The organism is Serratia sp. OLAL2 (assembly GCF_002752475.1).
Taxonomy (GTDB): domain Bacteria; phylum Pseudomonadota; class Gammaproteobacteria; order Enterobacterales; family Enterobacteriaceae; genus Serratia; species Serratia bockelmannii.
This window is the reverse complement of the sequence record NZ_MSTL01000018.1, coordinates 637,340-650,864: the sequence shown is the minus strand read 5'-3', so window position 1 is coordinate 650,864 and position 13,525 is coordinate 637,340. Positions and strand designations below refer to the sequence as shown.

Below are 13,525 nucleotides of genomic sequence, written 5' to 3'. Positions count from 1 at the left end.
CGCGGTCACGCCGCGCAACATTGGCGGCGCCTGATGGTTTTATTTCAAGGCTAAGTTATGCGATGCTTAAGCATTATTTATGCAAAAGGATCCTCGCATGTCCGCTTTATCCCGCTGCGCTTTCAGCGAAGGCAGCGTCGCTTTGCCGGAAGGCTATGCCGATCGCACGGTCAACGTCCTGTTGGCCGGCGATGATGTTTCCCCCTCAGTCAATATTTCCCGCGATGCGCTGCAGCCGGCGGAGAACCTGGAAGGCTACGTCACCCGCCAGCTCGATGCGCTGGCACAGGGGCTGAAAGGTTGGGCGTTCAAAAGCCGCGAGCCGGCGACGCTGGGCGATGGGCTGGCCGCCGGTGAATGGGTGCGCGCCAGCTACCTGCGCGACGGCAAACGCATCTGGCAGAACCAGGCGGTGTTCGCCCTGGCGGAAGGCCGGGTGCTGGTGTTCACCCTGGCGATGGCGCGCAAGCTGACGCCACAAGATGACGCGCTGTTGCAGCAGGTGCTGAGCAGCTACCGGGCGGCCTAACGATGAACTCTTTGCGTAAAAGGACCTTACGATGACCGAAGCGGCTCGCGTCGGCGATATTATCGGGCATTCCCATGCCCTGGCCGGCATGATTGCCGGCACCCTTGTCGGCGGCCTGATCGCCGCCGCAGGCGCGGTGGCGGCGGGGGCGCTGTTCGTCGCCGGCCTGGCGGCCTCCTGTATCGGCGTCGGCGTGCTGCTTATCGGCGCCAGCCTGGCGGTGGGGTATCTCACCGGGGAGGCGGCCACCGCGGCGCGCGACGGCATTGCCGACGCCGGTGCCGGTAGCCTGACCCCCAAAGGCAATATCGTCACCGGTTCCCCCAACGTTTTCATCAACGGCAAACCCGCCGCGCTCGCCACCAATAGCCAGGTGGCCTGCAGCGACGACGGCCCGAGCATGCAGATGGCGCAGGGCTCCGACAAGGTCAGCATCAATGGCCAGCCCGCCTCGCGCGTGGGGGACAAAACCAACTGCGACGCGCAGGTGATGGAAGGTTCGCCCAACGTGTTTATCGGCGGCGGCACCGTCACCACCTTGCCGATCAAGCCCGAAGTGCCGGATTGGCTGTACAAGGTCTCTGACCTGACGCTGCTGTTCGCCGGCCTGGTGGGCGGCGTGGGCGGCGCCGCCGGCAAGTTGGGGGCGCTCGGCAAACTGCTGGGCAAGCTGCCCGGCATCAACAAACTGGCGCGCATCGCCTGCCGTGCCGGCACCCTGATGACCGCGACCGCCGCGGTTGGCATTATCGCCCGGCCGGTGGATATCGTCAGCGGCCAGAAATTCCTCGACGGCGAAGACGATCTCGATTTCGTGCTGCCATCGCGCCTGCCGGTCGCCTGGCAGCGCTATTGGCGCAGCGGCAACCCCGGCGACAGCGTACTGGGCCGCGGCTGGAACCTGTTCTGGGAGAGCAGCCTGCAGCCGTATCAGGACGGCCTGGTGTGGCGCGCGCCTTCCGGCGACTTCGTCGCTTTCCCTATGGTGCCGCGCGGCCACAAAACCTACTGCGAAGCCGAAAAATGCTGGCTGATGCACAACGACGACGGCAGTTGGCAGCTGTTTGACGTCGGCGAACAGATTTTCCACTACCCGCCGCTGGCGGGCGAGCAGCCGAGCCGGCTCAGCATGATCACCGACGCCATCGGCAACGCCACCTCGCTGTTTTACGACGACGAGGGGCTGCTGAGCGAACTGGTGGACAGCGCCGGGCAGCGCCTGATGTGCCGCTATGCACAGGGCCGCCTGCGCGAAGTGGCGCTGCAAACCGCCGAAGGCGAACGGACGCTGGTGCGCTACGGCTACGATGAGCAGGGCCAACTGACGACGGTGAGCAACCGCGCCGGTGAGGTGACGCGCCGCTTTGGCTGGCGCGATGGCCTGATGATCAGCCACCAGGACGCCGCCGGGCTGCTGAACGAATACCAATGGCAAGAGATCGACGGCGTGCCGCGCGTGACGGCCTATCGCAACAGCGCCGGAGAATCCCTTGAGTTCGGCTATGACTTCGCCGGCGGGCGCCGCAGCGCGGTGCGCGGCGACGGCAAACGGGCGGAGTGGCGGCTGGATGACGACGACAACGTGGCGCAGTACACCGATTTCGACCAGCGCCGCTACGGTTTTATCTACCAACGCGGCGAGCTGTGCAGCGTGCTGCTGCCCGGCGGCGCGCAGCGCCAGAGCGAATGGGATCCTTATGGCCGCCTGCTGTCGGAGACCGATCCGCTCGGCCGCGTGACGCGCTATCAATATTCGCGCAACAGCGGCCGGCTGTTCGCCGTCGCGTACCCGGACGGCAGCAGCGAGGCGCAGCACTGGGACACGCTGGGGCGCCCGACGCGCTATGTCGATGCGCTGGGTAATGCCACGCTGTACCGCTATCCGGATGACGAAGAGAGCCTGCCGGCTAGTGTGATCGACGCGCTGGGCGGGGAAGTGAAGCTGGAGTGGGATGCCCGCGGCCAGCTGACGCGCTACACCGACTGTTCCGGCAGCGTCACGGCTTATACCTACGATGCGCTGGGGCAACTGACGGCGCAGACCGATGCCGAAGGCCACCAGACGCGCTACCGGTGGGATAACGGCGGGCGCCTGCACACCCTGATCCACCCGGACGGCGGCGAAGAGCGCTTTAACTGGAACGCGCACGGCCAGCTGGCCGAACATCAGGACGCGCTGGGCAGCCTGACCCGCTGGCAGTACAACGCCCTGGGGCTGCCGGTCAGCATCACCGATCGCATCAACCGCACCCGGCGCTATCACTACAGCCCGCAGGGCTGGCTGACGCGGCTGGAGAACGGCAACGGCGGCGACTACCGCTTCAGCTACGATGCGGTGGGCCGTGTGGTGGCCGAAGAGCGCCCGGACGACACCCGCCACTATTATCGTTACGGCGCGGCCGGGCTGCTGGAAGAGCACCGTGAGGTCGGCCTGCCGGGCGGCGCGGGCGAGCTGACTCAGCGCGAACAGCGCTTCCGCTTCGACGAGGCCGGGCAGCTGGTCTGGCGCAGTAACGCCAGTGCGGAATGGCATTACCGTTTCGACGCCATGGGGCGGCTGCGCGAGCTGAACCGCCTGCCGACGGCGAGCGGCGCGGCGCTGGGCATCGAGCCGGACAGCGTGCAGATGCGCTATGACGCCGCCGGGCGGCTGCTCGGCGAGCAAGGCGTCAACGGCGAGCTGCAATACCAGTGGGATGCGTTGGCCAACCTGCAGACGCTGACGCTGCCGCAGGGCGATCGCCTGCAGTGGCTGTATTACGGCTCCGGCCACGCCAGCGCCATTAAATTCAACCAGCAGGTGGTGAGCGAATTCACCCGCGATCGCCTGCACCGGGAAACCGGCCGCAGCCAGGGCGCGCTGCAGCAGCAGCGGCGTTACGACGCCATGGGCCGCCGCAGCTGGCAGAGCAGCGCCTTCGGCCACGACAAACTGACCCGGCCGGAAGACGGCGTGCTGTGGCGCGCTTATCGCTACACCGGCCGCGGCGAGCTGGCCGGGGTGAGCGACGCGCTGCGCGGCGAAGTGCACTACGGTTACGACGCCGAAGGCCGCCTGCTGCAACACCGTGAGCCCAATCAGGGCAAACCGGGCTCGCGGCTGGTGTACGATCTGGCGGATAACCTGCTGGGCGAGCGCAGCCCGCAGAGCGACATCGACGCGCACCTGCCGCTGGCGCCGATTGTCGACAACCGCCTGACGCACTGGCAAAAACTGTTTTACCGTTACGACGCCTGGGGCAACCTGATCAGCCGGCGCAACGGCCTGTACGAACAGCACTACCGCTACGACGCCGACAACCGGCTGGTGCAGGCGCACGGCCGCGGCCCGCAGGGCGAGTTCGAAGCGCAGTATCATTACGACGCGCTGGGCCGCCGCAGCCGCAAAGCGGTGCGCTACAAGGGCAAAACCGAACAGACGACCCGTTTCCTGTGGCAGGGCTACCGGTTGCTGCAGGAGCAGCGCGACGACGGCAGCCGCCGCAGCTGGAACTACGATCCGGCCAGCCCGTGGAGCCCGCTGGCGGCGCTGGAGCAGGCGGGCGACAGCCGCTCGGCGGATATTTACTGGTATCACACCGATCTGAACAGCGCGCCGCTGGAGGTGACCGACGCGGCGGGCAACCTGTGCTGGTCCGGGCAATACGACACCTTCGGCAAGCTGCAGGGCCAGACGGTGGCCGGCGCGGCGAAGCGGCAGGGCGCGCAATACCAGCAGCCGCTGCGCTACGCCGGGCAATACCAGGACGACGAAAGCGGCCTGCACTACAACCTGTTCCGCTACTACGAACCCGAGGTGGGGCGTTTCACCACGCAGGATCCGATAGGGTTGGAAGGCGGGTTGAACCTGTATCAGTATGCGCCGAACCCGCTGATGTGGGTGGATCCGTTGGGGTTGAATAATTTCTTTACACCGGTTGTGTTCAATGCGCCATCAGGGAGTACTCATACTGTTTATCAACAAGAGATTGATTGGGACCTTCCTGTTAATACGAGGAATGGTGTTAAGACTAATTTGGATCTAGCGTTGGATGGTAAGAGTCCATTTGTAGTGAAAAATGGTAAGTACTCGCAAATAAACCTCCATCACTCTAAACAAAATGGATTAGGTTCGCTATTTGAGCTTTCAGCAGATACACATCAGAAGTATTATGGTACAAATGCATTACATCCTCATTTACCAAACCAACATCCGATAAACCCTGTTAACAGGGATGCTTTTAATGGCGATCGTGATGGCTACTGGCGTCAGCGTGGTGAAAATGAATTGCGCAAGCGAAATTTAAAATCTAATTGCAGGGGGTAATATGTTATCTAAAAATATTGTAGTGCATCTTAAGAATAAAGGCTGGTGGTTCGATGATGCATCTGAAGACTACAAGAAAGCCCTTGAGAAATTAGGGGTTGAGCCATCATCTGATATTTCTTTATTTTACTCCCATGCGGAAGATGGGCCTACTTTTTACAGTCGGAAAAAAGAAATATATCAATTGGGCTGGTTTTTACTAAATTCAAACTATGAGTTTGACTTGAAGAGATGTCATGAAGTCCTTGGGTTGCCGAAATCATTTATTCCACTTGACAGCTTCGAGGGGGAAACTGGTTTTTTTTACAACAAAGAAACTGGTGAGGTGGTTGACTTAGCTTTAGGCGAGAAGTTGCAAGATTTTAAAGATGGGCGGTTGAAACCTCAATGGAAAGATTTCAACTCATTTTTAGAATGGTTCTTTGAGCTGTGAGTGATAAGCCCGTAAGCTCAATTTTTTCAGGTTTTCATTGGAAACAATGATTTTCAACTAAATTAAGGGTAGTGTTGAGTGTTGTCTGACAGTAGGGAATAAGTAACTATATTTATAACACCCTGCTTTCAGACAACATCTGGTTTATATGAGGAAATTAAATTTTGAATAGGTAATCTCCAGCTCTTTAAAAACAAAGAATCATAGAAGTTAAATATTCTAGGTGTCCGGGTACTATGTGCGTTGAATTCGAAGTGCCTGAACGATCTTTAATCAAGACAAATGAAGGCTGGGCAAAAATAGTTGGTCCTGACTCGTTGGAGGGGCGATTAGCCAAACGTAAGGGGCCAGTATTAGAAATGCCGATTGTGAAAAACATTGAGGTTAAGGCTCATAAAACAGAGTCAGGAATTTCAAGATGCTCAAAAAAATAAGTGATTGGATATTATCCAATAGCCATTATGAAGTTAAGTGCAATGCTAATGATTTTACAGATAGTCTGGTTGTTGATATAGATGATGATACGAAGATTGCGCGTTTTACGGTGTGGGATGATGCATCTTGTATGCTGGAGATCATTGATGTTGAAACCGGGAACTATATAATTAATGAACGAAGAGAATTATCAGGCGAGGAAACTGTAATAGAAGCATTTAAAGAGTTTGTATCGTTGCTTAGAACTTAGTTATAAAGATTATTGATCTGAGTTTGATTTACTAATTTTAAATGCTCGTTTTTATGCAATGATGGCTTTTAAATAACGACCCGGCGAGCCCGCTGGCGGCGCTGGAGCAGGCGGGCGACAGCCGCTCGGCGGATATTTACTGGTATCACACCGATCTGAACAGCGCGCCGCTGGAGGTGACCGACGCGGCGGGCAACCTGTGCTGGTCCGGGCAATACGACACCTTCGGCAAGCTGCAGGGCCAGACGGTGGCCGGCGCGGCGAAGCGGCAGGGCGCGCAATACCAGCAGCCGCTGCGCTACGCCGGGCAATACCAGGACGACGAAAGCGGCCTGCACTACAACCTGTTCCGCTACTACGAACCCGAGGTGGGGCGTTTCACCACGCAGGATCCGATAGGGTTGCGCGGCGGGCTGAACCTTTATCAGTATGCGCCTAACCCGCTGATGTGGGTGGATCCACTGGGGTTGAGTGCGTGTGGTGCTGAAAAAAATAAAAAAACCACATACATTGGCACCAGTAGAAGAGATGCCTTTAGACAAGCTAAGCGTGATGCAAAAATCAGTAATAACCAACATCCAAAAATAGATCGGGTTGACTTATTGGATGGTAAAGGTAATAAGATACTTGATGCTAATGGAACACCTATACAGGTCAGGCAATATCACTATACAAATAGAGAAGGGGTCCCTATTGTAATCCAAGAGCATAGTCTTGGCCATACAAAGGCAACTGCATTACATGGGGCAGAGCCACATTTTAATGTTAGACCTATTGATAATTTAAATACAGGCAGTGTTCCCGGGACGCATGGCCATTACAATTTTCAATTGGTGATTATATGAATTTATTGGATTTTGTAAGAAGAAACGAGTTTTTAAAAAAAGTGTTCCCTAATGGTTTGGAAGAAAGTGTATATATTGGGCAGATTGTTTTCGATGTCGAGGGACGTTTGTCAGTTAAGATACATACACATCAGAAACCAGCAGTTGATGTGAGTAAGTGGGGGGCTTGGGGAAAGGATTTCAATGTTTTGGTCATAGAGTTAAACGGCACTGGTTGTGATAACATTAATATTCTCAACTGGAGAAAGGCCTCTTATGCAAAACTTAACATTGTATGTGAAAAAGGTAAAAAGTTCATTTCACAGTTGGGAGATGATTGGAGTGTGAACATTGAGTTTGATGATTTTATATTCCAAGGATTTAGTAACTATATCGATGGTGATATAGATTAAATGTAGCTATAGCTGTCTGGTGCTAGTTCATTAAAGTGTTTTTATTAGTATGATTTGATTAAATGGATAAAAATAGTTTAAGTTCAGAATATAAAATCAACTTTGGAGTGGTTAATGAGTTTATAAAGGCGTAAGATGTTAAAAGAAAATGAAATAATCAAACTCACAGGTGAAGAAGCTGTTAATATAATCAAGGAGGTTAATTATTTATTGATCTCACTTGGTAATATCGCACATTATTATTATAGCGAGCCAGTTATTAGTGACGATAAGCGGTTAGAGTATGAGAGCGAAACAACTAAATTTATAGACAAGAATAAAGTTACACATAGGTTGGCAGAAATTAGAAGGATATTATCCAGTAAGTTTGATAATAGTCTTGGTGATGATGATATGGATGATATAGAGAGAGCTACAGAGGATACCCCTTATTGGGAGAAGCCGGGAGACTAGCCTCAAAGAAAATTAGGCACTACAGGAATAGCGTGGTGCCTCCTGCTAAATAAACGAATTTAGAATTTAATTCTAGAGCAGAAAAAGACGGAAACAGTAGGAGGCATAGTACCAGCAGCCGCTGCGCGACGCCAGGCAATTTAAGTACAGCTAAATTGGCCAGCACCACAGGTAAAGTGGGATATATAGATAGTGAACGGTTAAGATCCTAGGGGTTGCCAATCGAGTGCAAGGTGTATTGTCGTTGAAAAAGTGACAGGGAAAGTTTACTACAGTCATGAACATTACGATTCCTTTATAGAAATAGATCCTTCAGGGCGGAAATGATGAAGTTTAAACGGGTGGTTGCTGATTTTTCAGAAATAAATACGGATGATGAATTTCATGATGAAATGAATAGGGTTTTTGGTTTTCCCGATTTTTATGGGAATAACTTCAACGCTTTTGTTGACTGTTTAAATAGCCTTAGATTTCCTGATGATGGGATGACTAGCATACACTTAGATAAGGATGAGTATTTGCTGATGAAAATCAATGGAATACATTCATTGCCTGACGATATTAGATATAATTTTTTATTGGCGATAGAGGCTGTCAATAAGGGGGCTATCTCGTTTGGTGACGAAGCATTGATTCTATTACTTTTGGTTAAATAAAAAATGTACTGAAAAGGTGCTCGACTTTGAATTAATGCGGCGCTTTTTTAATGATTAAAATAGAGCATTTTTTTAGGGTTGGATTGGCATATCAGACCATTGTGATGCTCTGTTTAGCCGCAATCGCGTACTCAATTTTCTCGGGTTTTCATGGGAAGCAATGAATTCAATAAAGCAAGGGGGGGCTAAGTGTTGTCTGTCGGTAGCTAATGAGTAACTTTTTTATAATGGTCTGATTTCAGATAACATCTAATTGATATGAAAAATTAAAATGTGAATAGATAATCTTCAGCTCTTTAAAAATAAAGAATCATAGAAAATTAATATTCCAAGTGTTTATTGTAGAGCATGCAACCTGTTGTAACACCGCGAGCCCAATCAGGGTAAACCGGGCGCGCGGCTGGTGTACGATCTGGCGGATAACCTGCTGGGCGAGTTCGAGGCGCAGTACCATTACGACGCGCTGGGCCGCCGCAGCCGCAAAACGGTGCACTACAAGGGCAAAACCGAACAGACGACCCGTTTCCTGTGGCAGGGCTACCGGTTGCTGCAGGAGCAGCGCGACGACGGCAGCCGCCGCAGCTGGAGCTACGATCCGGCCAGCCCGTGGAGCCCACTGGCGGCGCTGGAGCAGGCGGGCGACAGCCGCTCGGCGGATATTTACTGGTATCACACCGATCTGAACAGCGCGCCGCTGGAGGTGACCGACGCGGCGTGCAACCTGTGCTGGTCCGGGCAATACGACACCTTCGGCAAGCTGCAGGGCCAGACGGTGGCCGGCGCGGCGAAGCGGCAGGGCGCGCAATATCAGCAGCCGCTGCGCTACGCCGGGCAATACCAGGACGACGAAAGCGGCCTGCACTACAACCTGTTCCGCTACTACGAACCCGAGGTGGGGCGTTTCACCAAGCAGGATCCGATAGGGCTGCGTGGCGGGCTGAACCTTTATCAGTATGCGCCTAACCCGCTGATGTGGGTGGATCCGTATGGGCTGTCTAAAAATACCTGTAGCGTAGAGAAAGGCATTGAGCATGAGAAAACGTTCAAATCGCTCAATGACGCCCGTGATCATGCTAGAAAGGCATCAGGTATAGGTGATGACGCAGTAGACTTTATTCAGGAAATAGGGCCTCAGAAAGGGAGAGTTACTGGTCGAATGTCACCGGATGGAAAGCAAGGATGGCGTTTAGATTATGATGATAAAAAAGGTTATCACGTAAACTGGTGGGATCAGCGTGGTGGACCAAAGAGGAAAGACTGGTTGTTTGGTGCTAACAAAATAGAAAATGGCACTTTAAATGATTATTATTCACTCATAGAGCATTTCCCTTGAGGTATAAGAAAATGAATTTTATTGATAGTGGTGTTGTTAAGGAATGGCTCGCTAATAACAATGCGATGATTAACGACTCGTTATCTGATGACTTATTTTATAAATTATCTTCTCTACCTTGGGAAGCTGGTCATATAGACTATGAAAAACTAAATCATCGGAGCGCAGATATACAGGAGATGTTGAGTCATGATGGTGATATAACATATGATAATCTAAAGGTTTTTTTAAAGGAAAGCTCGTTTGAAGGTAATTCACACGTATTGTTTTGGTATGGAAAGGATAACCCTTGTGTTGTTTGCGAAACCAAATTTGGATTAAGTAATATTGACTCTGCATATTGGAGAGTTCCTGGATGGAACTACATATTTAGCTGTGGTTTCGAAAATAATGAAATTAAGGTGGATTATGGTAATATTCTAACCTTTGATGGGATGAGTAGATTGATTTTATTAATGAGCTGACATCTTTTTTATGTGTTTTTATTATGGTTATGTGGCTTGCTACATGCTTATTACATGATACGGATGTTTTAAATTTGCTATCGGGGTGTTAATGGTATTGCTCAGTGTTTCGCACCCACAATGATAATAATGACTATTATTCAATTGAAAACTATTCTGTGAATTTGGAGAAAAATGGGGGAGTGTGTGGCGACCTGAGAGCAATAAGATAATCAATGGCGATAAAGATTGTTAGTGTTTTACAAAAAATATGAGAAACATTGAATATGAGATGTAAGGTAGATGCCTGAAAAGGAAATGTTAGGTTCTTTATAAATAAAAAAGAGGAAGAGTAAAAGCATTAGATTGTTAGTTGCATCAAAGGCCGCCTGCTGCAACACCGCGAGCCCAATCAGGGTAAACCGGGCGCGCGGCTGGTGTACGATCTGGCGGATAACCTGCTGGGCGAGCGCAGCCTGCAGAATTACATCGACGCGCACCTGCCGCTGGCGCCGATCGCCCCCAAACTAAATACCCAATGTGCCGTTAATCAGGGTGCAGCTCTGCCCGCCGATCCAGGGCTCGCCGTCAATAAAGCGCACGCTCACGCGGCCATCTCGATTCAGTTGGGTGCCCTGGCGCACCAGGTAGCCCTGTGCGGTCTGGCCGCCGTCTGGGAAGCGGCTGGCTTGCAGCAAGCGCGCCAGGCAGGCGTTGGCGCTGCCGGTCACCGGATCTTCAATCAAAACACCGCATTCCACCATAAACGCGCGCATTTCGTAATCGGCCGGTTCGGTTGCGGGGCAGGCGCCATAAATCACCACGCCATCCACATCGCAAGCCGTTTGCAGCTGTTTAATCGTGGCCTGATCCGGCGTCACCGCCAGGCAGGACTGCGCGTCCGGCAGGCGCACCATCAGCCAGCGAATACCCATCTCGGCAATCACCGGCAGGGGGCTTGCTGCAATCATCGCGGGCCGTAAAGCGGCCATCAGCCGTTCTGTTTCCTCAGCCGCCATTGGGCGGAGCTCAACTTCGGGCGCGGCGAACGCCAAGGTGCCTTCCGGCTGGATATTGACCGCCACCAGACCGACGCCGCATTCCTGCATCACCGTCCCAGGCCGTTTAGGTGCCAATCCGGCTTCCAGCAGGGCGTGGGCGGTGCCCAGCGTCGGGTGGCCGGCGAAGGGCAGCTCCTTTTCGGTGGTGAAGATGCGCACCTTATAATCCGCCGCCGGGTGCGTCGGTTTAAGCACAAAGGTGGTTTCCGAAAGGTTGGTCCAACGGGCCAATGCCAGCATCTGCGCGCTGCTCAGCCCCTCGGCCTCCAGCACCACCGCCACGGGATTGCCGAGCAGCGGCGTGGCGGTGAAAACGTCCACCTGTTTGTAGGCGCGGGGTGTCACATCATCACTTCTGAGCATTGGCCATCATCCGTTATCAACAAAACCTGATGATAACGATATTCGCCAATGGCTTCAAAGGGTTGAGTTTTGTTTTGAGATATCTGCCCGTCGCCACTTCAGCCCCGGCTTGGCGAACATCACCAGGTTGCCCAGCAAAATCAGGCACAGGCCCAGCACGGCGTTGAAGTGCCACTGGTAGCCTTCGTAGATCGTCGAGATGGTCAGCGCCACCAGCGGGAACAGCAGGGTGCTGTAGGCCGCCGCGCTGGCGCCGATGCGGCCGAGCAGGCTGAAGTAGGCGGCGAAGGCGATCACCGATCCGAAGACAGCCAGGTACAGTAGGGAGCCGATATAGCGGCTGCTGTATTCCATCTGGAACGACGCGCCCTGCGCCAGGGCGATCAGCGCCATCAGCATCGCGCCGTAGGTCATGGCGTAGGTGTTAGTGGAAAAAATATCCAGCCCGCGGCGCTGATGGCGCGTGCTGATCATATTGCCCAGCGAGAAGCCGTAGGTGCCGAGCGCGCTCAGGCCGATGCCTTTAAGCAGCTCCGGCGCCATGCGGGTGGCGGCCAGATCTTGCCAGAACAGCGCCACGATGCCGGTCAACCCCAGCAGCGCCGCCGGCAGCAGGTTGGGGCTGGGGCGCTGGCGGAAGAACAGCAGGCTGTTGAGGGCGTTGAACAGCACCGCCATCGAGAAGATCACCGATTCCAGCCCGCTGCTGATGTAAGCCGCCGCGTGGTAAAAGCAGAAGAAGTTGAAGCCGAACACGCAGCAGCCCTGCAGCACGCAGAACAGATGATCGCGCGGGGCGAGACGGCGCAGGCGGCGCGTTAACAACAGCACGGCGAACATCACCGCGGCGGAAATGGCGAAGCGGTAAGCGATTGAGACGGGAATGGCCACCGGGCCTTCCTGTTGCAGGGTGATCGCAATCCAGGTGGTGCCCCAAATCAGCACCACGGCGAGGTACAACAGCGCATTCATTCTATTTGTTACTCCGAAAAAACCGATGGCGCAGTATCCGCTTTGGCGCGCGGCGGCGCTTGCAGCGCTTTGCGCTCAGTTGCATATTCTTGCGCTTTTTTTGCCAAAAGCGCGGGGCGGCGGCTGGCATGCCGCGGCGCCACTCTTTACACTGTCGGCATGTCGAACAACGGGGCCGGCGATGTCCAACTATCAGGCGTTTGAAACACTGCGTGAGCACAAGGCGCGGCTGCACGGCAGCGTGCTGCTGGGCACCGGCGTGGAGCTGGCCGCCTGGTCCAACTGCAACGATCGCGTCACGCAGGAAAGCGCCGACCACCATACCCTGAGCCTGTACGTCGCCGACGGCTATGAGTGCTACCAGCAGGTGCCGGGCGGCTGGCGCAACGGCGGCGGGCCGGATCGGTTCTGCATCATGCCGCGCCAATACGCCTCCACCTGGGATGTGCGCAGCGATCTGTCGTTCGTGCATCTGTATTGCACCGATGGGCATCTGCGGCAGCTGGCGGAGCAGACCTGGGATCGCAGCCCGGCGGCGATCAACGTGGAGCAGCGCAGCTTCGGCGAAGATCCGCAGATCACGCTGCTGTACCGCCAGTTTTTGCTCAACTGCGATTGGCAAGACAGCGCCAATCTGCTGGCGCTCAGCAGCGCGTCGAACCTGCTGATGTCACACCTGATCCAGCGCTACAGCCAGCTGCAGTGGAAGCTGCCGCCGGTGCGCGGCGGCCTGGCCCCTGCGGTAGCCAGGCGGGTGCGGGAATATATCGCAAGCCACCTCGATCGGCCTTTGCTGTTGGCGGATCTGGCGGCGCAGGCCGGGTTGAGCGAATACCATTTCGCCCGCATGTTCAAGCACGCCACTGGCCTGGCGCCGCACCAGTTTGTGATGCGCGCCCGCCTGCAGCGGGCGGAACAGCTGTTGCGGCATAGCCAACAGCCGATCACCGAGATCGCGTTGGCGTGCGGCTTCAGTTCCGCCAGCCATTTCAGCAACCGCTTCAAGGCGGCCTATGGATTTGCTCCGCTGCAGGTGCGGCAGGGGCGCTAACCG

11 protein-coding genes and 2 pseudogenes are annotated in these 13,525 nt (G+C 54.5%); 11 read left to right on the top strand and 2 right to left on the bottom strand.

The features are described from left to right. Positions 1-97 precede the first annotated feature (97 nt). The 10 genes and pseudogenes from BVU99_RS16440 (at position 98) to BVU99_RS25005 (ending at position 10,096) form a co-directional block, all read left to right on the top strand. The gene (locus BVU99_RS16440; protein ID WP_049207056.1) at positions 98-529 is read left to right on the top strand and encodes a DUF1795 domain-containing protein; all 432 of its coding nucleotides are present in this window, start codon (positions 98-100) and stop codon (positions 527-529) included. Positions 530-560: 31 nt separating this feature from the next. Next, complete coding sequence (locus BVU99_RS16435; protein WP_099816822.1) at positions 561-4,835, top strand: RHS repeat-associated core domain-containing protein; 4,275 nt, start codon at positions 561-563, stop codon at positions 4,833-4,835. 1 nt (position 4,836) lies between these two features. Next, on the top strand, positions 4,837-5,268 hold the full coding sequence (locus BVU99_RS16430; RefSeq protein ID WP_049295555.1) for a hypothetical protein: 432 nt from the start codon (positions 4,837-4,839) through the stop codon (positions 5,266-5,268). Between the two features lie 418 nt (positions 5,269-5,686). After that, entirely contained in the window at positions 5,687-5,953 is a 267-nt protein-coding gene (locus BVU99_RS16425) for a hypothetical protein (RefSeq protein WP_049295556.1), read from the top strand. A gap of 77 nt (positions 5,954-6,030) precedes the next feature. Beyond that, a pseudogene (locus BVU99_RS16420) lies at positions 6,031-6,798 on the top strand (RHS repeat-associated core domain-containing protein); the annotation flags it as partial. Then, a complete protein-coding gene (locus BVU99_RS16415; protein ID WP_049295557.1) occupies positions 6,795-7,190 on the top strand; it encodes a hypothetical protein in 396 nt (131 codons plus the stop codon). The pseudogene BVU99_RS16420 and the gene BVU99_RS16415, both read left to right, overlap by 4 nt. A 135-nt stretch (positions 7,191-7,325) precedes the next feature. Continuing rightward, positions 7,326-7,643, top strand: a complete 318-nt coding sequence (locus BVU99_RS16410; RefSeq protein ID WP_049295558.1) for a hypothetical protein — start codon at positions 7,326-7,328, stop codon at positions 7,641-7,643. A 323-nt stretch (positions 7,644-7,966) separates the two neighbouring features. Next, positions 7,967-8,299 (top strand): barstar family protein, encoded by a 333-nt coding sequence (locus BVU99_RS16405; protein WP_080350761.1) that lies wholly within the window; start codon positions 7,967-7,969, stop codon positions 8,297-8,299. 355 nt (positions 8,300-8,654) lie between these two features. Further along, a pseudogene (locus BVU99_RS25350) lies at positions 8,655-9,296 on the top strand (RHS repeat-associated core domain-containing protein); the annotation flags it as partial. A gap of 347 nt (positions 9,297-9,643) precedes the next feature. Further along, positions 9,644-10,096: a hypothetical protein gene (locus tag BVU99_RS25005; RefSeq protein ID WP_144334733.1), complete on the top strand. Its 453-nt coding sequence runs from the start codon at positions 9,644-9,646 to the stop codon at positions 10,094-10,096. 506 nt (positions 10,097-10,602) lie between these two features. On the opposite strand, the gene BVU99_RS16390 is transcribed toward BVU99_RS25005, so the two are convergent. Both BVU99_RS16390 and BVU99_RS16385 read right to left on the bottom strand, forming a co-directional pair. Further along, positions 10,603-11,499, bottom strand: a complete 897-nt coding sequence (locus BVU99_RS16390) for a PhzF family phenazine biosynthesis protein (protein WP_099816825.1) — start codon at positions 11,497-11,499, stop codon at positions 10,603-10,605. 54 nt (positions 11,500-11,553) lie between these two features. Then, positions 11,554-12,471, bottom strand: coding sequence for a DMT family transporter (locus tag BVU99_RS16385; RefSeq protein WP_099816826.1), 918 nt, complete (start codon positions 12,469-12,471; stop codon positions 11,554-11,556). 181 nt (positions 12,472-12,652) lie between these two features. Here BVU99_RS16385 and BVU99_RS16380 point away from each other — a divergent pair, with 181 nt between their 5' ends. Then, entirely contained in the window at positions 12,653-13,522 is an 870-nt protein-coding gene (locus tag BVU99_RS16380; RefSeq protein ID WP_070915565.1) for an AraC family transcriptional regulator, read from the top strand. The last annotated feature ends 3 nt before the right edge of the window (positions 13,523-13,525 follow it).